General features: G+C 64.8%; 29 protein-coding genes and 1 pseudogene. 17 read left to right on the top strand and 13 right to left on the bottom strand.

Features of this window, described 5'->3' with window-relative positions:
* Nucleotides 1–15: 15 nt before the first annotated feature.
* Genes HAPAU_RS11945 through HAPAU_RS11935 form a run of 3 tightly spaced genes read right to left on the bottom strand, consistent with a single transcriptional unit; the run spans nucleotide 16 to nucleotide 971 of the window.
* The gene (locus HAPAU_RS11945) at nucleotides 16–243 is read right to left on the bottom strand and encodes a DUF6684 family protein (protein WP_066382897.1); all 228 of its coding nucleotides are present in this window, start codon (nucleotides 241–243) and stop codon (nucleotides 16–18) included.
* 45 nt (nucleotides 244–288) lie between these two features.
* Entirely contained in the window at nucleotides 289–672 is a 384-nt protein-coding gene (locus tag HAPAU_RS11940) for a DUF7541 family protein (RefSeq protein WP_066382894.1), read from the bottom strand.
* Nucleotides 673–710: 38 nt separating this feature from the next.
* On the bottom strand, nucleotides 711–971 hold the full coding sequence (locus HAPAU_RS11935) for a DUF7410 domain-containing protein (RefSeq protein ID WP_066382889.1): 261 nt from the start codon (nucleotides 969–971) through the stop codon (nucleotides 711–713).
* 89 nt (nucleotides 972–1,060) lie between these two features.
* Here HAPAU_RS11935 and HAPAU_RS11930 point away from each other — a divergent pair, with 89 nt between their 5' ends.
* On the top strand, nucleotides 1,061–1,966 hold the full coding sequence (locus HAPAU_RS11930; protein ID WP_066382888.1) for a cytochrome c oxidase subunit 3: 906 nt from the start codon (nucleotides 1,061–1,063) through the stop codon (nucleotides 1,964–1,966).
* A 163-nt stretch (nucleotides 1,967–2,129) separates the two neighbouring features.
* Here the strand turns inward: HAPAU_RS11930 and HAPAU_RS22290 are convergent.
* Together HAPAU_RS22290 and coxB are read right to left on the bottom strand one after the other, a co-directional pair.
* Nucleotides 2,130–2,396: pseudogene (locus HAPAU_RS22290) on the bottom strand (amphi-Trp domain-containing protein); the annotation flags it as partial.
* Nucleotides 2,397–2,700: 304 nt separating this feature from the next.
* Complete coding sequence (gene coxB, locus HAPAU_RS11925) at nucleotides 2,701–3,648, bottom strand: cytochrome c oxidase subunit II (protein ID WP_084383703.1); 948 nt, start codon at nucleotides 3,646–3,648, stop codon at nucleotides 2,701–2,703.
* A 162-nt stretch (nucleotides 3,649–3,810) separates the two neighbouring features.
* On the opposite strand from coxB, the gene HAPAU_RS11920 reads away from it, so the two are divergent.
* Nucleotides 3,811–5,145, top strand: coding sequence for a heme o synthase (locus HAPAU_RS11920; protein WP_066383252.1), 1,335 nt, complete (start codon nucleotides 3,811–3,813; stop codon nucleotides 5,143–5,145).
* Nucleotides 5,142–5,903 (top strand): DUF7546 family protein, encoded by a 762-nt coding sequence (locus HAPAU_RS11915; protein WP_066382887.1) that lies wholly within the window; start codon nucleotides 5,142–5,144, stop codon nucleotides 5,901–5,903. Before HAPAU_RS11920 ends, HAPAU_RS11915 begins: the two co-directional genes overlap by 4 nt.
* Before the next feature lies 1 nt (nucleotide 5,904).
* On the opposite strand, the gene HAPAU_RS11910 is transcribed toward HAPAU_RS11915, so the two are convergent.
* Nucleotides 5,905–6,918 (bottom strand): aldo/keto reductase, encoded by a 1,014-nt coding sequence (locus HAPAU_RS11910; protein WP_066382881.1) that lies wholly within the window; start codon nucleotides 6,916–6,918, stop codon nucleotides 5,905–5,907.
* A 338-nt stretch (nucleotides 6,919–7,256) separates the two neighbouring features.
* On the opposite strand from HAPAU_RS11910, the gene HAPAU_RS11905 reads away from it, so the two are divergent.
* The 6 genes from HAPAU_RS11905 to HAPAU_RS21680 are packed head-to-tail and all read left to right on the top strand — an operon-like array spanning nucleotide 7,257 to nucleotide 12,101.
* Nucleotides 7,257–8,312: a PstS family phosphate ABC transporter substrate-binding protein gene (locus tag HAPAU_RS11905; protein ID WP_066382879.1), complete on the top strand. Its 1,056-nt coding sequence runs from the start codon at nucleotides 7,257–7,259 to the stop codon at nucleotides 8,310–8,312.
* A gap of 27 nt (nucleotides 8,313–8,339) precedes the next feature.
* Nucleotides 8,340–9,275 carry a phosphate ABC transporter permease subunit PstC gene (pstC, locus tag HAPAU_RS11900; RefSeq protein ID WP_066382877.1) on the top strand — a complete coding sequence of 312 codons (936 nt, stop codon included), beginning with the start codon at nucleotides 8,340–8,342 and terminating at the stop codon, nucleotides 9,273–9,275.
* A gap of 16 nt (nucleotides 9,276–9,291) precedes the next feature.
* Nucleotides 9,292–10,203, top strand: coding sequence for a phosphate ABC transporter permease PstA (pstA, locus tag HAPAU_RS11895; RefSeq protein WP_066382875.1), 912 nt, complete (start codon nucleotides 9,292–9,294; stop codon nucleotides 10,201–10,203).
* A 41-nt stretch (nucleotides 10,204–10,244) separates the two neighbouring features.
* A complete protein-coding gene (locus tag HAPAU_RS11890) occupies nucleotides 10,245–11,165 on the top strand; it encodes an ABC transporter ATP-binding protein (RefSeq protein ID WP_066382872.1) in 921 nt (306 codons plus the stop codon).
* A complete protein-coding gene (locus tag HAPAU_RS11885) occupies nucleotides 11,162–11,908 on the top strand; it encodes an ABC transporter permease (protein WP_066382871.1) in 747 nt (248 codons plus the stop codon). Before HAPAU_RS11890 ends, HAPAU_RS11885 begins: the two co-directional genes overlap by 4 nt.
* A gap of 40 nt (nucleotides 11,909–11,948) precedes the next feature.
* Entirely contained in the window at nucleotides 11,949–12,101 is a 153-nt protein-coding gene (locus HAPAU_RS21680; protein ID WP_169802648.1) for a hypothetical protein, read from the top strand.
* 1 nt (nucleotide 12,102) lies between these two features.
* On the opposite strand, the gene HAPAU_RS11880 is transcribed toward HAPAU_RS21680, so the two are convergent.
* Nucleotides 12,103–13,203: a putative sulfate/molybdate transporter gene (locus HAPAU_RS11880; RefSeq protein WP_066382869.1), complete on the bottom strand. Its 1,101-nt coding sequence runs from the start codon at nucleotides 13,201–13,203 to the stop codon at nucleotides 12,103–12,105.
* Nucleotides 13,204–13,385: 182 nt separating this feature from the next.
* Between HAPAU_RS11880 and HAPAU_RS11875 the strand changes: the two genes are divergently transcribed.
* From HAPAU_RS11875 to HAPAU_RS11865, 3 genes are read left to right on the top strand one after another with little or no spacing between them, the layout of a single operon-like run.
* The gene (locus tag HAPAU_RS11875; RefSeq protein ID WP_066382868.1) at nucleotides 13,386–13,802 is read left to right on the top strand and encodes a cobalamin B12-binding domain-containing protein; all 417 of its coding nucleotides are present in this window, start codon (nucleotides 13,386–13,388) and stop codon (nucleotides 13,800–13,802) included.
* Nucleotides 13,799–14,788: a methylmalonyl Co-A mutase-associated GTPase MeaB gene (gene meaB / locus HAPAU_RS11870; RefSeq protein WP_066382867.1), complete on the top strand. Its 990-nt coding sequence runs from the start codon at nucleotides 13,799–13,801 to the stop codon at nucleotides 14,786–14,788. Before HAPAU_RS11875 ends, meaB begins: the two co-directional genes overlap by 4 nt.
* 44 nt (nucleotides 14,789–14,832) lie before the next feature.
* Nucleotides 14,833–15,771: an alpha/beta fold hydrolase gene (locus tag HAPAU_RS11865; protein WP_066382866.1), complete on the top strand. Its 939-nt coding sequence runs from the start codon at nucleotides 14,833–14,835 to the stop codon at nucleotides 15,769–15,771.
* Here the strand turns inward: HAPAU_RS11865 and HAPAU_RS11860 are convergent.
* From HAPAU_RS11860 to HAPAU_RS11850, 3 genes are read right to left on the bottom strand one after another with little or no spacing between them, the layout of a single operon-like run.
* Nucleotides 15,748–16,125, bottom strand: a complete 378-nt coding sequence (locus HAPAU_RS11860; RefSeq protein WP_066382864.1) for a Zn-ribbon domain-containing OB-fold protein — start codon at nucleotides 16,123–16,125, stop codon at nucleotides 15,748–15,750. The two genes, HAPAU_RS11865 and HAPAU_RS11860, sit on opposite strands and share 24 nt — an antisense overlap.
* Nucleotides 16,122–17,288 (bottom strand): thiolase domain-containing protein, encoded by a 1,167-nt coding sequence (locus HAPAU_RS11855; RefSeq protein WP_066382862.1) that lies wholly within the window; start codon nucleotides 17,286–17,288, stop codon nucleotides 16,122–16,124. Before HAPAU_RS11855 ends, HAPAU_RS11860 begins: the two co-directional genes overlap by 4 nt.
* A gap of 49 nt (nucleotides 17,289–17,337) precedes the next feature.
* The gene (locus HAPAU_RS11850; protein WP_066382861.1) at nucleotides 17,338–17,595 is read right to left on the bottom strand and encodes a DUF7111 family protein; all 258 of its coding nucleotides are present in this window, start codon (nucleotides 17,593–17,595) and stop codon (nucleotides 17,338–17,340) included.
* Between the two features lie 231 nt (nucleotides 17,596–17,826).
* Here HAPAU_RS11850 and HAPAU_RS11845 point away from each other — a divergent pair, with 231 nt between their 5' ends.
* On the top strand, nucleotides 17,827–18,756 hold the full coding sequence (locus HAPAU_RS11845; RefSeq protein ID WP_066382856.1) for a M23 family metallopeptidase: 930 nt from the start codon (nucleotides 17,827–17,829) through the stop codon (nucleotides 18,754–18,756).
* Here HAPAU_RS11845 and HAPAU_RS11840 read toward each other — a convergent pair.
* Nucleotides 18,748–19,890, bottom strand: coding sequence for an acyl-CoA dehydrogenase (locus HAPAU_RS11840; RefSeq protein ID WP_066382854.1), 1,143 nt, complete (start codon nucleotides 19,888–19,890; stop codon nucleotides 18,748–18,750). The two genes, HAPAU_RS11845 and HAPAU_RS11840, sit on opposite strands and share 9 nt — an antisense overlap.
* A 273-nt stretch (nucleotides 19,891–20,163) precedes the next feature.
* Here HAPAU_RS11840 and HAPAU_RS11835 point away from each other — a divergent pair, with 273 nt between their 5' ends.
* On the top strand, nucleotides 20,164–21,264 hold the full coding sequence (locus tag HAPAU_RS11835) for a phytoene/squalene synthase family protein (protein WP_066382853.1): 1,101 nt from the start codon (nucleotides 20,164–20,166) through the stop codon (nucleotides 21,262–21,264).
* Nucleotides 21,265–21,274: 10 nt separating this feature from the next.
* Here the strand turns inward: HAPAU_RS11835 and HAPAU_RS11830 are convergent, their stop codons facing one another.
* On the bottom strand, nucleotides 21,275–22,132 hold the full coding sequence (locus tag HAPAU_RS11830; protein ID WP_066382851.1) for a 3-hydroxyacyl-CoA dehydrogenase family protein: 858 nt from the start codon (nucleotides 22,130–22,132) through the stop codon (nucleotides 21,275–21,277).
* A 174-nt stretch (nucleotides 22,133–22,306) separates the two neighbouring features.
* On the opposite strand from HAPAU_RS11830, the gene HAPAU_RS11825 reads away from it, so the two are divergent.
* From HAPAU_RS11825 to HAPAU_RS11815, 3 genes are read left to right on the top strand one after another with little or no spacing between them, the layout of a single operon-like run.
* A complete protein-coding gene (locus HAPAU_RS11825) occupies nucleotides 22,307–23,119 on the top strand; it encodes a class I fructose-bisphosphate aldolase (RefSeq protein WP_066382849.1) in 813 nt (270 codons plus the stop codon).
* On the top strand, nucleotides 23,119–23,976 hold the full coding sequence (locus HAPAU_RS11820) for a class 1 fructose-bisphosphatase (protein WP_066382844.1): 858 nt from the start codon (nucleotides 23,119–23,121) through the stop codon (nucleotides 23,974–23,976). Before HAPAU_RS11825 ends, HAPAU_RS11820 begins: the two co-directional genes overlap by 1 nt.
* Before the next feature lie 54 nt (nucleotides 23,977–24,030).
* The gene (locus HAPAU_RS11815; RefSeq protein ID WP_066382842.1) at nucleotides 24,031–24,423 is read left to right on the top strand and encodes a cupin domain-containing protein; all 393 of its coding nucleotides are present in this window, start codon (nucleotides 24,031–24,033) and stop codon (nucleotides 24,421–24,423) included.
* Between the two features lie 7 nt (nucleotides 24,424–24,430).
* Here the strand turns inward: HAPAU_RS11815 and HAPAU_RS11810 are convergent, their stop codons facing one another.
* Nucleotides 24,431–25,522, bottom strand: a complete 1,092-nt coding sequence (locus HAPAU_RS11810; RefSeq protein WP_066382841.1) for a baeRF10 domain-containing protein — start codon at nucleotides 25,520–25,522, stop codon at nucleotides 24,431–24,433.
* Between the last annotated feature and the right edge of the window lie 67 nt (nucleotides 25,523–25,589).

Raw genomic sequence — 25,589 nt, 5'->3', positions numbered from 1 at the left:
GGCGGCCGGGCGGCGTTAGACGCGCTTTGCGGTCGCGTAGGTCAGGTGCAACAGCCCCCAGATCATGCTGATGATCATGGTTATCATGTAGATGCTGTAGTACGATCCGTCCTGCCAGCCCTCGGGGGTTGCGACCACGAACAGCACGAGGAAGAACAGCAGGATGAAAAACGGCACGAGGTTCACCGTCGAATCGAGCAGCGTCTCCTTGTTGAAGACGCGATCGTCGAGCAGTCGGCTCATACCCGATGTAGCAACGGGGCGATCAAATACCTAGTGGTTCGTCGGCTACACCGTCGACTGCCGCTCGAGCACCACGCGCCCGAGGAGCGACCCGCCCATACAGAGCAGGCCCGCGACCGCGATCGAGACCGCGCGAAAGCCCAAATCGAGCGCGCCACCGCCACCCAGTGGGTAGAGCGCCGTCAGCGCGATTCCCACGACTGCGAGCACCAACCCCAGCCCGCCGATGAAGGGCCACGGCGTCCTCGCGTACCCCGCTTCGCTCACGATCCCCCCGAGGCAGCCGACGAACAACAACAGTCCCCCGATCGCGATCGAGACGAGATCGAGGAAGACTCCCAGCTCCGCGAGGGCGAGCCCCACCGCGATGAACAGCGGCCACGGGCTGGCCTTCCGGTGTCGGTCGCTCAACCCCGATTGCTCTTCCATACACGCCGTAGGGGACAGTTCACCGAAAACCCATCGAACTAGGCGAGGACGAGATAGAGGTAGAGAAACGCGAAGTACATCCCGATCAGGGTCGCGAGCGCCTTCAGTCGAAAGCGCTTGATCTCGTCGGTCTCGCCCCGGTAGACCTCGACGAACCGCTCGCGGTCGGACTCCGAGAGCGTCTCGGGGTGTTCGAGACCGAGGTGAAGCGTCACGTACTCCGCGCGTGCGAACGGTCGGCCACACTGCGGACAGGGGTGTGCCTCCCCGTCAGACCGTTCGAAGGCCGGAACGGACATATCCGCAGTACCCCCCGCGAGCGGTTGTAGCTTCCGGACCGCCGACGCGGTTGGGAGGCTTTTTGGTAATCGACGCAGAACCCAGAGTCATGACCGTTTCCGAAGACTCTGGCGACGATCACGGCCATCACCTCCCGGCCGTCGAAGACTGGCCGAAGGGCTTTGGCGAGGCCAGCTGGTGGCCGTTCATTGCCGCGATGGGCGCCTCCGGGATCTACATCGGGGCCGCACTGTTCATCCTCGCGATGGGCGACCTCCCGCTGCAGCCGATCGTCGGCGGCGGCGTCCTCCTCGCGAGCGTCGTCGTCTTTCTCGTCGGGTTGTACGGCTGGACCTATCACGCCTTCGTCAAGGCGTTCTGGGCGGGTGATGGACACGGCAATAGCGGCCTCCGATGGGGGATGATCCTCTTTCTGTGTACCGAAATCGCGACCTTCGGGGCGCTGTTCGTCTACTACTTCTCGATCCGGATTCACGGATGGCCACCAGCCGACTTCGCGGTGATCTCCGGGCCGCTCGTCGCCGGCACCGTGACGCTGGGGTCGATCGAGATCCCCATCATCAGCGAGATCGTCCTCGTCAACACGTTGATCCTGATCATCTCCAGTGGAACGATCCACTGGGCACATACCCAGCTCCTGAAGGACAACCGGCGTAACTTCATCCTCGGGCTCGGAGCGACGCTCCTGCTCGGTATGATCTTCCTCGCCGGCCAGAGCTACGAGTACTACGAGTTCATCGTTCACGAAGGGTTCACGCTGGCGGCGGCTCAGGAGGCGCTGTACGCGAGCGCCTTCTACGGGCTGACCGGTCTCCACGGACTGCACGTCACGATGGGCGCGGTACTCATCGCGATCCTCTTCGTGCGCGCGCTCTACGGGCAGTACTCCGCCGAACGCCACACCTCCGTCTCGACGGTTTCGATGTACTGGCACTTCGTCGACGTCGTCTGGATCTTCCTCGTCGTCGTGCTGTACCTCGGTGCGGTCGTCTGAAGCCGGACCGTTTCCCTCTGATTTTCGAGCCGTTCACGACAGAATCCCGCCTCGAAGGCGGGACACGGCACTTGGACACTTCCGCCCCGAGACAAGCGACCGCTCGGGTGTACGTCGAGTCCGTGACGGCCACGACCGCCGCCCACCGATGGACTGACAGCAGTTACTCGGTCGTCAGTTCTCCACTACTGTCCGTCCTCTCCCCTCGGCCCTCGTCCCATTCAAGTTCGAACTCCACGCTGGGTTCCGTTCCGTCGATTCCCGTCCCGTGTTCGGCTCTCACCCCGAACGTCGGATTCCGGGACCGCGAGATCGACCGACTCCTCGCCCGCACTGAGCGAGGGGTGCCGACGCCGTCGAGCCCGTCCGCGACCGTCCTGAGGTTCTGTGTAATCTCCCCGCGGGTTCGAGACCTCTCGTTTTCGGGGAGGACTTCCTCCGTTCTATCCGTCGTACGCGCTCACTGCTCGTGTCGTAGCTCTCTCAGCGATCCCCGTAACGGGCCCGCGTCCCGGCGGTTGTCCTCCAAGGATCGCTCGACTTGTCGCTTGAGTGGGGACGCTTCGAGCGACGACTGGTGATGACGGGACCATCTCGACTCCCGTTCGTGGCTTCCGTACTCCCGGGGCCGTCGCCGCGGAGCCATGCGAACGGCGGCACGACTGCTCCCCGTCTATCGAGTCGGTCGAACCGATCACCAACCGCCGGAGTAAAAACGAACCGATCGGAACCGATCAGGCACCGCCGCCGGCGCCTTCTTGGGTGCCGTCCCCGCCTGCATCACCCTCGCCGCCCGCTTGACCGCCTTCGGCGCTCGCGTTGGTTTCGGTGCCGTTCGCGCCGCCCTCGGCGCTCTGGTTACCCTGGCCACCCTCGGCGGCCGTCTGGTTGCCTCCTTCGCCCTCCGCACTCTGGTTGCCTCCTTCGCCCTCCGCACTCTGGTTGCCCCCTTCGCCGCCGTCGCCCTCAGCGCTGGCCTGCTGTTCCTGGACCCACTGCTGGTACTCGTCCTCGCTCACCGCGTTGATGGTGAAGTACATGTTCGAGTGGCCCACGCCGCAGTACTTCGAACAGTAGCCTTGGTACTCACCCTCCTCGTAGACCTCGGTCTTCACCATGTTGTGTTGGCCGGGGTTGGCGTCCTGTTTCAACCCGAGGTCGGGGACGTGAAATCCGTGTATGTACGAGTTCTGCTCCGCGTCGGCCGTGATATTGAAGTACACCTGGGTGTCGGTCGGGATCGTCGCCTCACCGGTCGTCTGGATGCCCGCGTCCTGGTAGTTGAAGTTCCAGCCGTAGTTGAACGCGACGACCTCGATCTCGACGTCGGCTTCGTCGGGCACGTCGTTGTTCTGGGCGGTGATGAACGGATTGGCCATCACCTGATAGGACGCCACGCCGACGAACAGCAACACGATCGCGGTCGCGACCGTCCACGTGATCTCGAGACGGCGGTTCTCCTGGGTCGGTTTGGGGTCGTCGTTGTTTCGGAACTTGAACACCGCGTAGATCAGGATCGCCTGCACCAGAACGGTGATCGGGAGCGCGGCGTACAGAAGCGCGTCGTTCAGGTTACCGATGAGCTGATCGTTGATCGAGTTTTGTGCCGCGACGGGCTCTGCGACGAGCAAAAACAGTCCCATACAGAGGAGTCCTGCGAGGGCACTCCGGCTCCGTTTCATATCGCGTTACTTTGCGAGAACGGGCATAAATGTGTGCGTTTTCCCGGCGGGGACACCTACACCGCGGAGGCTAAGTACGCCCACACCAAGATCGAAATAGACGTGTCTCCGGAACCGCTCAGTGATCGGTCGCGCTCCCTCGCCGTGCTCGCTGCGACCTCGATGGGTGCGTATCTGCTTGTCATCGCGGGCGCGACGACCGCGCTCACCGACGCAGCCGCGGCGTGTTCGACGTGGCCGGCCTGCAACGGCGGCTACCCCTTTGCGGGTGCCGACGTGACCATCGCCTGGACGCACCGTATCCTCGCGGCCCTCGTCGGGATCGGCGTCATCGCGAGCACCGTCGTCGGCTGGCGGACAGGTTCGACGCGGATCCGCGCGGCGCTCGCCGTCCCGGCCGTGCTGTACCCCGTTCAGGTGGCGATCGGCGCGGTCGTCGCCACGACCGGCACGCCGCCGATGATCTCGGCGGTTCACCTGTTCGTCGGAACGGCGATCTTCGGCGGCCTCCTGTTGGGACTCGCGTGGTCGCTCGAACGGCAGTTCCCGACCCGCGAGCGCGACGAACCGCTCACGAAATCGCCCGCTATCGAATCGGACTCGGAGTCCGGAACCCCGCAGCCGACGACCGGACCGCGCGCCACCTTCGGGGCCTACTACAGCCTGATGAAGCCACGGCTGATGTGGCTGCTCTGTCTCGTCGCGGCGGCGGCGATGACCCTCGCCGCCGGTCCCGACCTCTCGATCACCACCATCGTCGCCACCCTGCTGGGCGGCGTGCTCGCCATCGGTGCGAGCGGCACCTTCAACCACGTGCTCGAACGCGACGTCGATCAACGGATGAAACGCACCGCGGATCGCCCGCTCGCGACCGAGATCGTCTCGGTCCCCGAGGCACTCGCGTTCGGCACGCTTCTCGGGATCGCCTCGCTCGGCACTTTCTACGTCTTCGTCAACGCGCTCGCCGCGCTGTTGGGCCTGACCGCGATCGTCTTTTACAGCGTGATCTACACGCTCGTCCTCAAGCCAAATACCGTCCAGAACACCGTCATCGGCGGGGCGGCGGGTGCCCTGCCCGCGCTGATCGGTTGGGCCGCCGCCACCGGCGAGATCGGCCTGCCCGCCCTGGTTCTCGCCGGCGTCATATTCTGTTGGACACCGGCGCACTTCTACAACCTCGCGCTCGCGTACAAGGACGACTACGCCCGTGGGGGGTTCCCGATGATGCCCGTGGTGCGAGGCGAGCGCATCACGCGAAAACACATCGTCTTCTATCTCGGGGCGACCCTGATCGGGGCGGCCATGCTCGCCGCGGTCGACACGCTCGGGTGGCTCTTCGCCGCGACGAGCGTCCTCTTCGGGGCGATCTTCCTGCGTGAGGTGATGACGCTCCACCGCGAGCAGACCCGCGGGGCGGCGATGCGGTCGTTCCACGCCTCGAACGCCTACCTCGGAGCCCTGCTCTTTGCGATCATCGTCGACGCACTCGTCCTATGAGCGGCGCCGAAACGCTCGACCTGTTCGACCCGCTTCCCGCCCGCTTCCGGCCGCGAACCACGACGCTGGTCTACGGCGGCCTGCTCGTCAACACCGAACTCGTCGTCCTGTTGTTGTATCACCTCGTCGCGGACGTCCGCGTCGACAGCGTCTTCGCGGTCGTCTACCCCTTCATCTGGATCAACGTCGGGCTGTGGGCCATCGTCAGGACGAACCCCGATCCCCGAACGGCGCGCCACCGGTATCTCGCGGGCGCCGTCGCCGGGGGGTACCTCCTCTCGTTGTTCGTGTTGGGGGGACTCCTCTGGACGGGCATGCCACAGCTTCCCACCGGGGTCGACGTCTCGATGCTCTCCCCGGGAATCGGACCTGTCGTCTCGTACAACGGCCCGTTCGTCCGTATGACGTTCGTCCCGTTTCTCGTCGTTGGCTACCTCGCGCTCTCGTATCTCGTCTACGCCACCCTCATCGACGCCGCGGGCTCCGCGCTCGGCGGCGTCATCGGGCTCTTTTCGTGTTTCTCGTGTGTCTGGCCGCTGATCGCCCCGATCTTCGTCGGCGCGTTCGGCAGCGCCGGGACCGCAGTCGCCACGAGCCTCCAGTCGTACGTCGCCGGTACCGCGATCTATCTGGGGACCGTCTGCCTGCTCTACTGGCGGCCGTTCAAACGCGAGCGAAACGGCGGGGACGGAGAACACGACGGCGAGGATCGAGAACAACGGTGGCGGCGAAAACGCAGCGAACGTCAGGGTCGGTAACTCAGTGACCGAAGCGCCGGTCGCCCTCCTCGTAGCGCGCGTCGTCGATCCGCTCGCGCTGTTCGCGTGAGAGATCGATCTCGACCGCGCCGACGTTCTCGGCCAGTTGGTCGGTGGTGCGCGCACCGACGATCGGCGTACACGAGAAGGCCTCCTGGTCCATCAGCCAGCGAAGCGAGACCTGTGCGGGAGTGGCCTCGACCTCGTCGGCCACTGCACGGATCTCCTCGAGAACCTGCCAGCCGCGCTCGGAGACGTAGTAGTCCTCGAAGCGGTCGTCGAGGTCCGCCCGCGCTCCTTCGGGGCCGACGATTTCGTCTCCCTCCTTTTCGTACTTGCCGGTGAGGAACCCGCCCGCGAGGGGCGAGTACGGACAGACAGCCAGATCCTGATCGGCACAGACGTCGAGGTAGTCCGCGACGTCGTCGCGATAGGCGGCGTGAAACAGCGGCTGGGTGACCTCGAAGCGCTCGAACCCCTCCACGTCCGATTTCCACAGCGCCTTCGTCAGCTGCCAGGCGGCCATCGTGCTCGCACCGAGGTGGTTGACCTTCCCCTTCTCGACGAGCGTATCGAGCGTATCGAGGGTCTCCTCGATCGGCGTCTCCTCGTCGAAACGGTGGATGTAGTAGAGATCGAGGTAGTCCGTTCCCAACCTGTCGAGCGTGCCCTCGATCTGTGCGCGGATGTGTTTTCGCCCCAGCCCGGAGTCGTTCGGGCCCGGTTCCCCCCAGCCGTCGAAGGGGAAGTAGACCTTCGAGGCGAGCACGAACTCCTCGCGGTCGTGGTCCTCGAGCCACTCGCCGATATACTCCTCACTCGTTCCGTTGGGCGTGCCGTAGACGTTCGCGGTGTCGATGAAGTTGATGCCGTGCTCCCGGGCCGCATCGAGCAGTTCGTGGGCTTCGTCCCGACTGGTCTCGACGGTGCCGTCGCTCTCCTTGCCGAATCGCCACGTCCCGAAACAGAGTTCCGAGACCTTCGTCCCGGTCGAGCCGAGGCTGTGATACTCCATACGCCCCCTGCAGGCTCGATCACCTAAACACTCACCGTCCCGGCCAAACTGTCGGGCTATGGCTGCTCGACGTTTCGTTCCGTCCTCTCCAGTGGCCTCATGTATTATATAGTTCGATAGAAAATACCGTATCTCGCTCCTACACCGATCGAAGATCACTTTTCGATACCGAACCATGATATAGGATAGACGACCAGACTCGTACAAGGGCGGGAGGGAGTCGAGAAATAGTCGTTCACTTGCCTCTTGGTTGAGATTCGTATCTGGATATATAGCTATATGCAAATATATAGTACTCATAGCATAGTATTTGCCGTGCACATCGAATATTCCAAGTGATGGCAGACGATCCAATCGACGGACGAACCGGAGCGGTATCGCGACGGAACGTTCTCGCGGCCGGTGGGGCCGCACTCGCGATCACTATCGCAGGATGTATGAGTGACGAGAATCCGAACGAGGGATCCGGCAACGGTGGCGGCGGCAGCGGTTCGGGTGACATCGTCATCACCGGCAGCAGCACGGTTTACCCTGTGACAGTCGCAATGGCGGAGGAGTACGAGCAGGAAAACGACGTAAGTATCTCGGTGGACTCGACGGGCAGCGGGGGCGGCTTCGAGAACCACTTCATCCCCGGCAACTCGGATATCAACGGCGCTTCGCGACCGATCTCCGAGGAGGAACAGCAGGCCGCGGAGGAAAACGACGTCAACCCGATCGAGTTCCAGATCGCAAGCGACGCGCTGACGTTCGCGGTCAACCCCGAGGCCGATTGGGTCGACTGTCTGACCTTCGAGGAGGTCGCCCAAATTTGGGGCCCCGAGGGGGCCGAGAACTGGTCCGATGTTCGTTCCAACTGGCCCGACGAGCCCTTCGAACTCTACGGACCGGCTTCCACCTCGGGTACCTTCGATTGGGTCACCGAGAACGTCATCGGCGAGGCGGGCGCGCATCGCTCGGATTACGAAGGGACCGAGGACGACAACATCATCATTCAGGGAATCGAGGGCTCACAGTACGCGATGGGGTATTTCGGCTACTCCTACTACTTGGAGAACGAGGACGCGGTCAAGGCCCTCGCGATCGACAATGGTGACGGCTGTATAGCGCCGAGCCTCGAAAACGCCTCGGACGGCTCGTATCCGATGGCCCGCCCGCTGTTCGTCTACGCCGCCGAGGAATCACTCCAGAACGAGGCGGTCGCGGACTTCATGCGCTACTACATCGAGAACTCCTCGAGCGAACTGGTCAGCGAGATCGGCTACGTTCCCGCCAATGAGGACCTCGTCGAGGAGAACCTCACGAAACTCGAGGAGGCCACCGGTGGGGGATCCTCCGAGGAGAACGCTTCCGGGGAAAACACCTCCGAAGGGAACGCCTCCGGGGGGGACTAACCACCGAATGGGTGTGGGAATCTACCAATGAGCGGCGAGACGGATTCGCTCGATCTGGCCGGCGGAATCACCCGGTCCCCCAAGGAACGCACCATCGAGGGCGTGTTGTTCCTCTGTGCAGCGCTGTCGGTGTTCGTGACCGGGGCGATCGTCTTTACGCTCACGGTCGACGCGATCGGGTTCTTCACGCAGATTTCGCCGGCGGCGTTCTTCCTCGGCGACGAGTGGACGCCCGCGATCGAACCGCTTTCGTTCGGCGTTCTGCCGCTGGTCAGCGGGACGCTGCTCGTGACGGTGCTGTCTGCGTTCATTGCCCTCCCGACGGGCGTCGGGGCGGCGATTTACCTCTCCGAGTACGCGAGTCCGCGGGTGCGGTCGGTCATCAAGCCCGCTCTCGAAGTGCTCGCGGGGATTCCGACGGTCGTCTACGGCTACTTCGCTCTGGTGTACATCACGCCCGCGATCGGTATGCTCGGCCTGCCGGTTTCGACGTTCAACGTGCTTTCCGCCTCGATCATGGTCGGCGTGATGATCATCCCGATGGTCTCATCGCTCTCGGAGGACGCCATGAGCGCGGTGCCTGACGAGTTGCGTAACGCGGGCTACGGGCTCGGCGCAACGAAGTTCGAAGTCTCGACGGGGATCGTCGTTCCCGCGGCGATCTCGGGGATCTTCTCCTCGTTCATCCTTGCGCTGTCGCGAGCGATCGGCGAGACGATGATCGTGACGGTCGCCATGGGTCAGCGTCCGCGGATGCTCGACCTCTCGAGCTTTCCCGAGATCCTCTTTAGCTCGGGTCAGACCATGACGGCGGCGATGGTCCAACTCGGGACGAGCGACGTTTCGGGCGGAACGGCCGCCTATAGCAGCCTCTTTGCGATCGGACTGACACTGTTCGTTCTCACGTTCGTGATGAACCTCGTTGCCAACTGGGTAGCTGCAAGATACCAAGAGGAGTACTAATGAGGTGGAACAACTAATGGGCGAAAGCGAAACGCAACGCGAGTGGACGAAGGGGGCCGGGTCGCAGATCGACTGGCGTGGTCGGGCCTTTGAGGGGATCTGTCTCGGATCGACCCTCTTTGGCATCCTGATGGTGCTGGTGTTGCTGGTCTATGTTACCCTCGACGCCTTCGCGATCACCCAACCGGGTACCGCCCCGTGGCTCGACTGGGGGTTCCTGACAAGTGCCCACTCGCGGTTCCCCGAAGAGGCCGGGATCTATCCGGCGCTGATCGGATCGATCATGATGGTGATCGTCATTGCGCTGTCGGCGTTCCCCGTCGGCGTCGGAGCTGCAATCTACTTGGAGGAATACGCTCCGGACAACCGTCTGATCGACCTGATTGAAATCAACATCGGTAACCTCGCGGGTGTTCCGTCCGTGGTCTATGGACTGCTCGGTCTCGCACTGTTCATTCGCACCCTTAGAATGCCAAGCGGGAGCGTTATCGTCGGCGGCTTTACCGTCGGGCTGTTGATTCTGCCGATTGTCATCATCTCCGCACAGGAGGCGGTCGCGGGCGTTCCCGACTCCCAGCGACGGGCGTCCTACGCAATGGGCGCGACCCGCTGGCAGACGGTCCGAAACGTCGTCTTGCCCGCATCATTGCCCGGCATCATGACCGGAACGATCCTCGCGCTGGGTCGGGCGATCGGCGAGACCGCACCCCTGTTGATGATCGGTGCGGCCGCGACGATCTTCAGCGCTCCGAGCGGTCCGTTCGACCGCTTTAGCGCCATGCCCCGACAGATCTTTGCGTGGGCGGGCCAGCCGAGCGACGAGTTCCAGTACGGCGTGCTCGCCGCGGGCGTCGTCACCCTACTTGCGGTAATGCTCTCCATGAACGCCGCGGCGATCCTGATCCGGAACCGCTACCAGCGCCAGTAGCGGATCGAACCCCTTAGGGCGGCCTCGCCACTTCTCCCGACATGGACAACGCGCTCGTCGCCGAGGATCTCTCTCGGAGCTACGGCGACACTACCGCCCTCGACGGCGTCTCGCTCGCCGTCGTGCGCGGCGAGGTGTTCGCGCTCATCGGGCCGAACGGCGCGGGCAAGACGACGCTCGTGCGCGCGCTGACCGGCACCACGACACCCGATTCCGGGACGGTTTCGGTGTTCGGCTCCCCGCCCGACGCGGTCGACGAGAACCGGATCGCCCTCCTTCCCCAAGCGTTCTCGCCGCCCGAACGCCTCACCGGTCGCGAACTCCTCGAGTACTACGCGGGCTTATACGACCACTCCCGACCGGTCGAGGACGTCCTGTCGGAGATCGGGATGGCCGCCGACGCCGAGGGCTGGTACGAGACGCTCTCGGGGGGCCAACAGCGTCGCATCTGTGTCGGGTCCGCACTCGTAAACGACCCCGACCTGCTCTTTCTCGACGAACCCACCACCGGAATCGACCCCGCGGGTCGCCGGGACCTCCGGGACCTGATCGCCGACCTCGCCGACGGCGGCACTACGGTATTTCTCACCACCCACGACATGGCCGAGGCCGAGGCGCTCGCCGACAGGGTGGGACTGCTCGCCGACGGCCGTCTCGTCGAGGTCGGCTCGCCCGAGGCGCTCGTCGCCGACCACGGCGGCGAGAGCCGACTCGTCGTCGAGACCGACGCCGGAACCGACGCGTTCGCTGACAGTGGGTATCGAGTCTCTGCCACCAGCCGAACGCTGACGATCCACGGGATACGTCCCGAAAAGATCGGTGAGGCGGTCGCCGCGCTCGAACGGGCGGGAATCGAGTACGAGTCGCTGTCGTGGACCCAGCCTTCCCTCGAAGACGTCTATCTCGAACTCGCCGGGGAGCGGGGCGCCGAGGAACCCGTACTGGCCGGAGGTGCCCGATGAGTTCGCTCTCTCGAACCCGCGCGGAGTTCGAAGCGGCGTGGCACTCCTTTATCCGCCGACGGACGGCGGTCTTTTTCACCTTCTTCTTCCCCGTGATCCTGATCGTCATCTTCGGCGCGCTCGTCACCACCGATCCCACGGGGGGCGGCCTCTTCACCGAGCCGTCCGAGTACTATCTGGCGGGCTACCTCGCGGTCGTCGTGCTGTTTACCCCCATCTCGCGGGTCGGGAGCACCGTTGCCCGCCACCGCGAGGGCAATCGCTTCGAGAAACTCGCGACGACGCCGCTACGCAGGACGGAATGGCTGCTCGCGCACACGCTGGTCAACGCCGTGCTCGTCGGGATCGCGAGCGCGATCCTCATCGCGGTGCTGTGGGCGCTCACCGACGCCACGTTCACGCTTTCGCCGCTACTGGTCCCGTTCGTCCTGATCGGCTCGGCGGTGTTCTGTGGGATCGGCGCGATTCTGGGGCGGGTCGCGGACTCACAGGACGGCGTGATCGCCGCCGCCAACACCATCGCCCTCCCGATGCTCTTTCTCGCCGAGACGTTCGTTCCGCCGGACCTCCTGCCGGGGTGGATGGGGCCCGTGATCGACCTACTTCCGCTCACGTACTTCTCGCGGGGCGTCCGCGAGGTGACGGTGGCGGGCGGGCCTTGGACGACCGACCTCGCGATCCTCTCGGGACTCGCACTGGCGTTCTTCCTCACGGGAGCTTACGCGCTGCCCGAGACGGATTAATTTGTTAAGGCTTATCACACCTCGCTGCCGAGGGGCCACTGTGGCCGACGAACAGACCGAACGCCCGTGGGAGGGGGACAGATACCGATACAGCGAGTACCGCCAGGAATCGCGGACGATTGCGGTGATCCAGGACTCCGAGAACGACCGGGCATGGATCCAGTCAACCACCGTCGTTCCGACCGACCCCTGACTCACGCCCCGCGGCGATAGCGCTCGAACAAAAGGTGCGCGCAGATCCCCAGCGCGAACGCCGCCCCGATGTTCCAGACCAGCGCGAGCAACCCGATCCCCATCGAGAGGGGGAGGTCCGACGATTCTTTCACACTACTGCCGAGCGACAGCGCGACGAGCGCGAGCAACACCCCGAGCATCGCGAGCGGGAAGGCGGCGACGAGCGTCCCCGTCGCGACCAGTGCGAGCGTGAGATAGCCGATCCCGAGGAGCACGTTCGCCCCGCCGGTGCGTGCCCCGAATTCGTACTTGCCCGCGACGCCGTCACAGCCGTGACACATCGGGATCCCGCCGAGCGGGACGGCAAGCAGGTTCGTCACGCCCATGCTCCCCGAGAGTTCGTCCGCAGAGACCTCCCGGTCGAACAGGTCCGAGAACAGAAGCGAGGTCGCGAGCGCCGCGTTGCCGATCGTCATGGCGAACTGGGCGACGATCCCGTCGGCTACGCCCCACGTCAGGGCACTCTCCAAGGCCGGGACCGGTGGGAGACCGGGTGACTGAACTGCCGGAACGCCGCTCGTCCAGACCGCGATCGCTGCGCCGGCTCCGAGCACGACGAGCGCGCTCGCGTTCTTGTACCCGAGTGTGACGACGCCGAGTGCGATCGCCAGTCCGACACCAGCGAGCATGAAGTCCTCGGCCGCGAGCGAGAGGGCGGTTTCGAGCAGGATCAGGCCGACGGCGAACTGGATTCCCCTGATTACCGGCTCGCCGATCCAGCGCTTGACGACTGAGAGTGCACCCGTATAGCCGATTCCGAGCAACACGACTCCGAGAACGAGGCCGGCGAGTGCGAGTTCAGCATACGAGAGGGCACCGGCGACCGCGAGCGCCGCGAGCGCCTTCATCGGTTCGACCGAGACCGGCAGTCCATACCACACACCCCAGACGACCTGAAAGACGCCGAAGGCGATCAGGACGTGCGGAAGCGAGATCTCGGTCAGCAGTGCCAGCGCGACGACGATCGGCAGTACCGTAATCGAATCCCCGACCGCACCGGTCAGTTCGCTCGCGGAGAATTCGATCCGGCGCGATTCGCCGATTCGGACTGAGACAGCCACTAACGGCACTATACACCGGTCCCGTATCACGTTTCCCAGAAACCGAACGAGGTAATCTATCGGACGAAACGAAACTGAATCCAGTTACTCGACGATCCGTCCATCTCCCTCATGGACGTCCGTTACAGTGAAACCCCTCGACGGGAAAGTAGGGCCATGAACACCTGTCGGAGGCGGTCGAAATGAGCGTCGAGGAGGACCAGCGGGCGATCCGGTGTCTGGTCGCGAAGGTCGGTCTCGATGGGCATGACCGGGGGGCTCACGTCATCTCGCGGGCGTTCCGTGACGCCGGTTTCGAGGTCATCTACTCGGGGCTGCACAACGCGCCCGACGAGATCGTTCAGGCAGCGGTCCAAGAGGACGTCGACGTACTCGGGATCTCGATCCTCTCGGGTGCCCACAACACGCTGGTCCCGAAGATCGTCGCCGGACTCGAGGAGTACGGCGCGTTCGAGGACACGCTGATCATCCTCGGTGGCGTGATCCCCGACAAGGACAAAGCCGGACTCGAAGAGGCGGGCGTCGACGCGATCTTCGGGCCGGGCACGCCGATGGAGGAGACCATCGAGTTCGTCCGCGAGAACGCCCCCGAGCGATGAGCCGGGGAGAAGACGCCCTCGTCGAGGACCTCCTCGACGGGCAGTACCGCGCGCTGGCCCGCACGATCACGCGGATCGAGAACCGATCGCCGGGCTACCGCGACTTGGTCGCCGCCCTCCACGAACACACCGGTGACGCGGAAGTCATCGGGATCACTGGCAGTCCGGGCGCGGGAAAGTCCACCCTCGTCGATAAACTCGCCAAATCCTACCGCGAGGACGGTCTGACAGTCGGCGTGATCGCTGTCGACCCCTCCTCGCCCTATACGGGCGGCGCGGTGTTGGGCGACCGGATCCGCATGGCCTCGACCACCGGTGATATGGACACCTTCGTGCGCTCGATGAGCGCACGCGGACAATTAGGGGGATTATCGACGGCGACCGGCGACGCGATCACCGCCTTCGACGCCTTCGGGATCGACCGAATCATTGTCGAGACCGTCGGCGCGGGTCAGAACGAGGTCGACATCGTGCGCACGGCGGATACGGTCGCCGTGCTCGTCCAACCCGAAAGCGGCGACGATATCCAGATGCTCAAGGCAGGTATCCTGGAGATCGGCGACGTGTTCGTCGTCAACAAGGCCGACATGCCCGGCGCCGATCGGACGGTCAAACAGCTCTCGGAGATGCTCGAAGGCCACGACCGGGGCGAGTGGGACCCCGCGATCGTCGAGACCGTCGCCACGAGCGGCGAGGGGCTCGACGACCTCCTTGAGGCGTTTGCCTCGCACCGCGAGTTCCTCGAGTCCTCCGGGGCTTTGGAGGAGAAGGCCCGAACTCGGTATGCAGAAGAGGTGCGCACCCTGCTTCGTGAGGACGCCGGCCGGCTGCTGGAGGGAGAGATCGAGCGCCGCGGCGGGATCGAGGAACTGGTCGACCGGATCGTCGCCCGCGAGACCGACCCCTACACGGTCGCCGACGAGATCGTTGCGCCGCTGGAGGAGTGTCTCACACGCGAGGAGGCGGAACCATCGGTCCGGAACTGATCGAGTCGATCAGGGTTAAGACCCCTCCGTGCGATGGATCCGGTATGAAGCTTCGACGCTTGGTTAGTGGTACCGCGGCCGCCGTCGGCCTCGCTGCCGCCGGTAACCGCGTGCTGACCGGCCGTACCGGATCGCTCTCACCTGCCCTTCCCGGTCGCCAACACACCTATCGCTGGCGTGGCATGGACGTCTCGTACACCGAGGCCGGCGATCTGTCGAATCCGGACCTGCTTCTCGTTCACGGGATCAACGCCGCCGCCTCCAGCCACGAGTTCGCCGAGGTGTTCGAGGACCTCGCAGATGAGTTCCACGTGATCGCCCCGGACCTACCGGGCTTCGGTAACTCCGACCGGCCGCCGCTGCTCTATTCGGGCGCGCTCTACGTCGATTTCCTCGCCGACTTCGCGCGCGATACGGTCGAGGATGCGACGTGTGTGGCGTCCTCGCTGTCGGGGGCCTACGCGGTCGAGGCCGCCGACTCGGCCGGGTTCTCGCGGCTCGTCCTCGTCTGTCCGACCGCACAAACGATGCCGACAAAGCGCCCGCGCCTGCGCTCGCTGCTCCGGGCGCCCGTCATCGGTACTGGTTTGTATAACCTGATCGCAAGCAGGCCTTCGATCCGGTATTTCAGCGCGGATCACGGCTACTACGACATGGAGAAGTTCACCGACGAGACCCTCGAATACGAGTGGGAGAGCGCCCACCAGCCCGGTGCGCGCTATGCGCCCGCCTCCTTTATCAGTGGGTTCCTCGACCGCCCGGTCGATCTCGGCAAGGAGCTAGCGGAACTCGACGTCCTGACGACGCTCGTCTGGGGCCGGGAGGCCGACATCACGCCGCTCAGGCAGGGCCGAACGCTCGCCGAGACCGCCGACACCCGGCTGGTCGTGATCGACCGCGCCCGCCTGCTGCCCCATGTCGAACATCCCCGCGAGTTCGCCGGCGTGGTCAGGGAGGAACTACGCGGGCCGGAAGACGAGTAGCGGTTCGTCCTCTGTTTTCCGTTCTTCGACCCCGACTGCGAGTCGCATCCCGACTTCGGGATCCTCGACGCCACGTAGTTGGCCGGTCAGCCGCGCGAGGCCGAAGTCCGCGATCGCGACGGTGTAGGGGGCGTCCTCCGTGAACGCGGGGGTCGCGACGTGGATCGTCGTATAGGTGTCGAGCGTCCCGCTGTCGGGAAGCGCTCGCTTTTCGAGGTCGGCGTCACCACACTCCGGACAGAGTCGGCGTGGCGGGAGCGAGCCGTGTCCGTTCGAACACTCCAGTGCGTAGCCCTCGCCCCGGTCGATCGCGTCGATCCACTCGTCGTAGCCCTCGTCGTGTTGCTCGCTCATGATCGGACCTCCAGGATATGCACCGTCGTACTGGCGACGGTGCCGCCGGCGTTGTGCGTGAGGCCGATCCGCGCGTCCGGAACCGCGTCGCTGTTGACGTGCTCGCCCGAAAGGACGCTCGCGAGTTCGACGATCTGGCTCGTCCCGGTCGCACCCACCGGGTGACCTTTCGCCTTCAGTCCCCCCGAGAGGTTGATCGGAATCGATCCGTCGCGCGTCGTCTCGCCCGCGCGGGCCGCCCCGATCCCCTCGCCGGGCTCGAAGAAGCCGAGCGACTCGATCGCGAGCACCTCGGCGATGGTAAAGCAGTCGTGTACCTCCGCGACCTCGATATCGTCGGAGCCGATCCCCGCGTCGGCATACGCTTCTTCGGCGGCCGCGGTGGCGGCAGGCGTCCGTGCGAGATACTCGCGGTCCGCCAGCGCCATCCGGTCGCTTCCCTGTCCGGTGCCCGTAATCGAAACGGGCGCGTCGATCCCCTCGCGTTCCGCGAAGTCGTCGCTCACGAGCACCATCGCGCTCGCGCCGTCGGTGATCGGACAGGCGTCGTAGAGCCCGAGCGGTTCGGCGACGGGCGGGGCTTCGAGGACATCCTCGACGGTGATCGCGCGCTGGTACTGGGCGGACTCGTTTTCGAGGGCGTTCTCGTGGTTCTTCACCGCGATGTGGGCCAGATCCTCCCGGTCGCCGCCGTATTCGCTGAAATAGGCCTGTGCCATCAGCGCGTACGCCCCGGGGAAGTTCATCCCCGCGCGGATCTCGAACAGTTCGTCGGCGGCGATCGAGAGCGCCTTGGTCGCGCCCGCGGTCCCGAGGTTGGTCATGCGTTCTGCCCCGCCGACGAGGATGGCGTCCGCCTCGCCGTTTCTGATGTTCTTTACGGCCTCGCGCACCGCAACGCCGCTCGATGCACATGCGCTCTCGAATCGCGTCGCTGGCGCACGAACTCCCGCCATCTCGGCCATCAGTGGCCCTTGATGGCCCTGGTCCTCGGCGAGTTCGCCCATGAAGTTCCCGTAGAACAGCGCCTCGATGTCCTCGCGCTCGACGCCCGCACCCTCGATAGCTCCGGCGCTGGCTTCCGCAAAGAGGTCCCTCCCCGTGCGTTCGGGGAACTGCCCGAAATGGGTATGTCCCGTGCCAGCGATTCGAACACCTGTCATGGTCCCCCGTAGACGATAGGCGGATAAAGGGCTGCCGAATGCGGACAGATCACATTCCCATGTCCGCGGCAGCCTCGGGAACCGGGAGGGCTCCGGGGTCGTCTCTGAGCAGTTCGGCGGCGTGATCCAGCGCCATGTCGAAACCGTAGTAGCGTTCGAGTTCGTCGCCACCCTCCCGAACCATCAGCATGGCATAGCCCTCGCGGTTCTGCGCGATCTCGACGACTCGTCCCTCGCGGTCGAACTGAAGGACGCGCTCGGTGTCCGTTTCGTGGTACTCCGCGGTCGTCCCGTCCGTTTCGGCCATACCTCCCGTTCGCGGGTCGGGAAGGCGAAGCTGTCGATCCCGAACCGAAGAACCGCTGATCCGACTCGGACTCACCCGTAGTCGGCTCGCTGTTCGAATCCTACCTGTTGTGCGTCGGCTCACAGTTCCTGATCGGGGTTCGGGATCGAAATCAGAGGGGTCGAGACGCCGACGAGTGCCGACCGAGTATCGGCCGAAAGCACTATCGGGTGGGCTGCGACAGGTCAACCGATGTATCGTCGTCTGCGTGGGTTCGATCTTTCTACTCTCGGCTATCTGGGAACACTCTCCGTCCCCGGCTACCTCTACGAACCGCTCTCCGTCCTCCGGTTGTTCGCGCTGTTTTTCCTGTTTTGGTTCTGGCCGGTCGTCCGAGGCCTGTCTCACGACACGGAAGACTCGTCGCTCACGTTCGATCGAGGGACGAAACTCCACTTCTGGGCGAGCACCCTCCTGACACTACTCAATCCGTTCGTCCTCGTCGCCTCGATCAACCAGCTGACCGGTCACCTCGCGATCTACGCCCGCCACCGTGATGGACTCCCCTCTCCTGAAAACTACGAATCGGAAACCCGTTTCTCGCTGCCGTTTTCGGGTCGGTGGACCGCGATCAACGGCGGTCCCACGGAGGAGACGTCCCACTCGTGGGGGGTCCTTACCCAACGGTATGCCTACGATTTCGTCGTCATCGAGGACGGGACGAGCCACGCCGGCATGGGCACCCGACTGGAGGAGTACTACTGTTTCGACGAACCGATCCTCGCGCCCGCCGACGGCGAGGTGATCGCGGCCTCGGACGGCCATCGCGACAGCCCGTATCTCGGGGGATGGGTCGACCCGTTCCAGCGCGACCTCCGGGGCAACTACGTGACGATCCGCCACACCGACGAGGAGTACAGCGTCCTCGCCCACCTGAAGAAGGGGAGTGTCGCGGTACGCGAGGGCGAGCGCGTCGAACGCGGCCAGTCGGTTGGCCGGTGTGGGAACTCGGGCAACTCGACGGAGCCTCACCTCCATTTCCACGTCCAGGATCGACCCGAGTTCTTCCTCGGCGCGGGACTACCGGTCGAATTCGTCGACTACGCGGTCGAATCCGACGGGGGGTCGGAACGGCGTGAAACGGGATTCGTCGAACGGAATCAAACTGTCGAATCAGTCTAGGACCTTCTCGCCGATCGTGTTCCGGAGGATTTCGCTCGTGCCCTCGTAGATCTCGTTGAGTTTGGCGTCCCGGTAGTAGCGCTCGACGTCGAAATCCGTGGTGTAGCCGTACCCGCCGTGGATCTGGACCGCCTCGTTCGCGACTTCCCTACTTATCTCGCTCGAATAGAGCTTCGCCTGTGCGGCCTCCTTGATGAACTCCTCGCCGCGCATTTTCTTATCTGCTGCCTGATGCATGAGCAGGCGCGCGGCGCTGAGTTTGGTGTCCATGTCCGCGAGCTTGTGTTTGATCGTCTGAAATTCTCCGATTTTTTGGCCGAACTGCTCGCGCTCGTTCGCGTACTCGCGGGCGTCGTCGAGTGCGGCCTGTGCCAGCCCGAACCCACGGGCGGCGATGGTGATACGCCCTCCGTTCAAGGTTTTCAGCGCCTGTACGAACCCCTCGCCCTCCTCGCCCAGCCGCCGGGATTCGGGGATCCGCATCCCGTCGAATCGGAGTTCGGCGGTCGGACAGCCCTTGTCGCCGAGTTTGTGCTCCGTGCCCTCCACGTGGAACCCGTCGTCCTCCTCGGGTCGGACGATAAAGGAGGAGATCCCCTTGTTGCCCGCGTCGGGATCGGTCTTCGCGAAGAGGGTGACGGTGTCGGCGACCGACCCATTGGAGATCCAGAGTTTCCCGCCGTCGATCACGTACTCGTCGCCGTCCTTCTCTGCGCGCGTTTCCATCGCGGGCACGTCGCTGCCCGCGCCGGCCTCCGAGAGCGCGAACGCGCCCACCTCCCGTCCCTCGGCGAGCGGCGTCAGGTACGTCCCTTTCTGGTCTTCGTTCCCGAACTCGTAGAGCATGTTGCCCGCGAGCGAGACGTGGGCGGCGACAACCGTTCCGAGCCCGCCCGACCCTCGGGCGATCTCCGCGAGGCCGATCGCATAGGAGTGATAGTCGAGTCCGGCCCCACCGTACTCCTCGGGAAACGGCATCCCCATCAGCCCCAACTCGCCCATCTCGCGGACCAGATCGCGGGGGAACTCGTCGGTCTCGTCGATCTCGCTCGCGCGCGGTTTGATTTCCTCGTCGACGAACTCCGCGACCATCTCGCGGATCTGTTTCTGTTCGGCGGAGAGACTGAAGTCCATACACCAAATCCTCCCGGTCGATGCTTTAGGTTTCGGGTTCGACCGGGATCTCGCGTCGTTCCATCGCGGCCTCCCCTCGGATCGCACTCGAGGGGCTCCACGGTCATGCCAGTCGGGACGTGGTTGCGAGCATCCGAGGCGCTTCGGGCCGAGAGCGAGCAGCCGGTTCGGGGATGGTCCTGTCCTCCGTCGAAGGACGGTTCCACCGCTCGGACGGCTCACGCCGGGTCCTGTGGGTTTTTTTGTCTCCGTCCCATAGGACCGCCAACGCCCATGTCTGGATCCTCCCCGAGTTCGTTGTCCGAGGCCGCCGCCGACCTCGAGTGGTGTCACGAGGCGGTCGAGGGCGTCTCACGGACGTTCGCGCTGACGATCGATGTCCTAGAGGAGCCCATGTCGTCGTACATCTGCGTGGGCTATCTGCTCTGTCGCATCGCCGATACCGTCGAGGACGCCAGTCACATTCCACCGGAGACGCAGGCGACGCTGCTTCGGACCTATCACGCCGTCCTCGATCCCGACGACCCCACGGGAGTCGAGGCGTTCACCGAGGCCGTCGCCGAGTGGCTCCCCGACGACGGCGAGCGTACCGCCGACTGGACGGTGGTCGCCCGAACCCCCCGTGTCGTGCGAACCTTCGAGCGCCAGCACGACTCCGTGACGGAGGCGATCCGGCCGCCCGTCCTCGAACTCGTCTCGGGGATGGCGGTGTTCGTCGAGCGCTACGCCGATCGCGGCGGACTCAGGATCGAGACGCGCGAGGAACTCGAGGAGTACTGTTACTACGCCGCGGGCACCGTGGGGGTCCTCATCACCAACCTCATCTGTCGAAACACGGGCCCACCCACGGACGGGACCGACGACGCTGGACGGATCGACCGGTCGGTCGAGCGAACCCTCTACGACACCGCCGAATCGTTCGGCCTCCTGCTCCAACTGGTGAACATCTCGAAGGACGTCTACGACGACTACCGCGAGGAGGACAACGTCTACCTGCCTGCGGCGTGGCTCGACGCGGAGAACATCCCACAGGAGGGCGTACTCGCCGAGGAACACGCGGACGGATCGAAGGCGGTCGTCAGACGGACCGCGAACCACGCCCGGACGTTCCTCGACGACGCCCAGCGCTACCTCGAGACCCTCCCCGAGGTCGACGGCAACCGGCTGGCCGCGTGGGCGATCCCCTATCTGCTCGCGGTCGGCACCCTGCGCGAACTCTCGGCCAGGCCCGAGGACGCCCTCTCGGAGGTGGGCGTGAAGGTCTCGCACGAGGAGGTCAGCGCAATCGTCACCCGAATGCTCGGCGAGACCGACGCGAACGCCGTCGGCGACCTCCGGACGACGATCGCAGAGCGGCCGTTCCATCTAGCCTGAACCCGAACGGTCAGTCGTACTCGTAAAATCCCGCCCCGCTCTTCTTGCCGAGATCGCCCGCGTCGACCTTCCGTTTGAGCAAGTAGGCGGGTTTGTACCGGTCGCCGAGTTCCTCGGACAGCGTCTCGCTGGCGTCGAGACAGATGTCGAGTCCGATGTGGTCCGCGAGCGTCAGCGGTCCCATCGGTACGTTCGTTCCGAGTTCCATCCCCGTATCGATGTCCTCCTTCGAGGCGACGCCCTCGTCGTATGCTCGGATGCCCTCGTTGATCCACGGCATTAGGATCCGGTTGGTGACGAACCCGGGCTTGTCGTCGGACTCCCAGGTGGTCTTCCCGAGATCCGTCGCCAGCGCGTGGACGAGATCGATGGTTTCGGCGCCCGTCTTCTCGCCGACGACGACCTCGACTCCCTCCATGATCGGGACGGGGTTCATGAAGTGAAGCCCGACCACCCGTTCCTCGCGGTCGGTCGCGCTCGCGATGGTCGTGATCGAGAGGGTGCTCGTATTGGTCGCGAGGATCACGTCCTCGTCGGTAACGGTTTCGAGGTCGGCGAAGATCTCCTGCTTGACCTCCATCTTCTCGACGGCGGCCTCGATCACGAGTTCACAGTCGGCGAGGTCGTCGAGGTCCGTCGTCCCGGTGATCCGTCCCTTGGTCGCCTCCACCTCGCTCTCGTCGATCCGGCCCTTCGAGACGAACCGTCCCAGACTGTCGTCGATCGCCTCGATACCGTTCTCGACGAACTCGTCTTCGATGTCGCGCATGACGACCTCGTAGCCGTTGAGTGCACAGACCTGTGCGATGCCGTTGCCCATGGTCCCTGCACCGATCACGCCGATCCGCTCGACAGATTCGATGGTCATGGGATCGCTTCACCCGGGGAGGTCCTAAGCGTGCCGGACGGGGTTTACTATCTTCGGAGTTAGTCTTCCGCCCCATATCCGCCGGAATCGTTCGGTAGCGGATCCCTATCCTCCGTATCGCTGACGGACGACGGGCAGTAGTTTCTTATAGTAGGTCGCCGGATTCTCACACGAATGCTCCCGCTTTCCGACTCTCCGATCGTCCGCGATGGGAAGGTACTGATTCTCGCCTACGACCACGGCCTCGAACACGGACCCGTGGACTTCGAACCCGTCCCCGAGACGATGGATCCCGAGCGGGTCTTCGAGGTCGCCACCCACGACGCGGTGACCGCGGTCGCCGTCCAGAAGGGGATTGCGGAGGCGTACTACCCCTCTTATGAGGACGACGTGAACCTCCTGCTCAAGACCAACGGCACGTCGAACCTCTGGATGGGCGAGCACGATTCTGCGGTCAACTGCTCGCCCGAGTACGCCGCCGATCTGGGTGCGGATGCCGTCGGCTTCACCCTGTATGGGGGCTCGAACCACGAAGTCGAGATGGCAGAGGAGTTCCGCGAGGTCCAAGAGGCGGCCCGCGAGGAGGACATGGCGGTTGTCATGTGGTCCTACCCGCGCGGCCAGGGACTCAAAAACGACACCAAGCCCGACGTAATCTCCTATGCGACCCGTCTGGGACTGGAACTCGGTGCGGACATCACGAAGGTGAAGTATCCCGGATCGCCCGAGGCGATGGAACACGCCTGTGCGATGGCCGGAAAGAGCAAGGTCGTGATGTCCGGCGGGTCGAAAGCCAGCGACAGGGAGTTCCTCGAGACCGTCGAGAGCGCGATCAGCGCCGGCGCCTCGGGGCTCGCGGTCGGACGGAACGTCTTCCAGCGCGAGAACCCCACGGCGCTGCTCGACGCCCTCGAAGAAGTCATCTTCGAGGGCGCGAGCGCCGACGAGGCGCTCGCATCGACCGAGACGGCCGCCGCCGACGACTGATGTCGGACCACTCCGACACCGTCGAAGAGGTCTTCGAGACGGTCGCACGCACTGCCCCCGAGATCCGCTCCGCCCTACCCGGCCGGCGAGCCGAGACCGCCGGCAAGAACCCCAGCGGCGAGCTCCGACTCGCGGCCGACGACTACGCCGACGACCTCTTAGAGGAGCGACTGGGCGCGATAGAGGGCGTCGGCCAGTACGCGAGCGAGGAAACGAAAGAGAGCGTCGATACGGGTGAGGGCCTCTCGATCGCGGTCGATCCGCTTGACGGATCCTCGAACCTCAAGCCCAACAACACGATGGGGACCATCGTCGGGATCTACGACGCGCCGCTGCCCGCCGCCGGGCACGAACTGGTCGGGGCGACGTACGTGCTCTACGGCCCGATCACCACGATGGCGACCGCCGCCGACGGCGAGGTCACCGAGTACGTCGTGACCGACGGCGAACGGGAGGCGGTTCGGGAGGACCTCACGCTACCCGACGAACCCGCCGTCTACGGCTTCGGCGGTCGAGTACCGGACTGGACAGACGACTTTGCGGCGTTCGTCGAGGAGGTCGAGAGCGACGAGAGTCTGCGACTCCGCTACGGCGGGTCGATGATCGGCGACGTCAATCAAGTGCTGACCTACGGCGGGATCTTCGCGTACCCCGCTCTGGAGTCGGCCCCCGAGGGCAAACTCCGCCTCCAGTTCGAGGGCAATCCAGTGGGATATATCGTCGAGACCGCCGGCGGGCGCTCTTCGGACGGCGAGCGCTCGATCCTCGAGGTCGACCCCGAGGACCTCCACGAGCGGGTGCCCGTCTACGTCGGCTCGACGGAGCTGATCGACCGGCTCGAAGAGTCGCTGGCCTGATTCTCGCCGGAGACGAACGGGTACGTTTATCCTGCACACGCGGAATGTACCCGCATGCCACTCGACTACGATTCGTCCGCGATACCGGCCGTCCACAACCTGCGGGAGGTCGCACCGTATCGCGAGGAACCGGGCTTCGAGCAGGTCGTCTTTCGCGGGATCGACCAGATGATCGGTCTCTCCCGGATCGGTCCCGAAAAGCCCGACGGGGAGCCCCACACGCATCCCTACGAACAGATGAACATGCTCGTCGAGGGTCGACTCGACTTCCTCGTCGACGGCGAGCGCGTCTCGCTCGAACCCTACGACGCGTTGACGATCCCGCCCGAAGTTCCCCACACCTCGCGAGCGCTCGAGGGCGAGCGCGCGACGCTCCTGGCTGTCTGGCCGCTTCGGGAGGACCGACTCGACGGGACGGGCTATCAGGAGGAGTTCCCCGAACTATAGCTGCGGACTACTCGATCTCGAAGCGCAACAGCGCGCCGTAGCCGTCGAACGCCTCCTCGAACTGCTCGCCGCGCTCGATTTCCGTCGGGACGAGCACGTGATCGGCCTCGATCTCCTCCGCGCGCTCGGCCAGTTCGCTCGCCTCCTCGGCGGGGACCGACTCAGAGAGCAGCAGCGTCTCGACGGCGTCGTAGGTCAGCGCTTCGTCCACGTTTTCGCGCCCGTAGACGACCTCTTCGCCGTCATCCACCGCGTCGAAGAACTCCTCGAGCGCCTCGCGGGCGGGGAGGTCCTCGGCGTCGGTGAGCTGGTCTTCTGCTCGCTCGGCGAGCTGTCTGAGCCCCTGCTCGGGGGCGTACTCGACGGTGTAGGTGCCGGCGAGCCGATCACGAAGCCGGTGATCGAGCCGGTCGTCGCCGGTGAACTCCTCGACCGTGATCTCGGTCCCGCCGACGAGGAGTTCGTCGACGGGGTTCTCGCCGAGAAACGCGCGTTCTGCGGCGTCGGCCACGTCGTCGAAGAATCCCTCCTTCCACTCGGTCTGTCGCCCCTCGAGATCCCCGCCGTCTGCCTCCTCGGGCGCATTATCCAGGGAGGGCGTCTCCTCCGCGACCTCGTTTTCCATCGTGTCGATCGGGACGACCTCCTCGCCCTCGAGGCGCCCGAGGGCCGCTTCGCCGCGCTCGACGACCAGCAGCCCGTAGGTCGCAGACGGCTCGGTCATGCTCTCGAGGGGGTCGGTGTCGAACTCGTTGGCCTGTTCGTAGACGAACTCCTCGATCGGGACTGGCAGGTCGTCGAAGACGTATTCGACGAGCTCCTCGTCGACGACGCCGACGTAGGCGACCAGCCCGTTCTCGGGGACCGTCTCGTACTCGCGCAGGATCCCCCGGAGCTCCTCGAGGCTCTCCTCGACGTCGCTGTTGGTCGGCCCCGAATCGCCGTACTCGGACTGGGCGTGGTCGCGTTCGATCCGGTTTCGAACCGCCTCCAAGTCCTCCTCCGGCGGGACCGCGACCGTGACGAGGGCCGTCCGATCGGCTGACGCGTTCTCTACTGCTTCGATCCGTTCGCGAACGTCGTGTCTCGCAGTGCTCATCGTGTGCTCGACCGTGAACGGCGATACCGCCCAAACGTTGGGCTTGCACCTGCTGTCTGCGAACCGG

The organism is Halalkalicoccus paucihalophilus, from assembly GCF_001593955.1.
Lineage (GTDB): Archaea > Halobacteriota > Halobacteria > Halobacteriales > Halalkalicoccaceae > Halalkalicoccus > Halalkalicoccus paucihalophilus.
The sequence above is the reverse complement of the archived record's forward strand: the minus strand, read 5'-3'. Positions and strand labels throughout refer to the sequence as shown.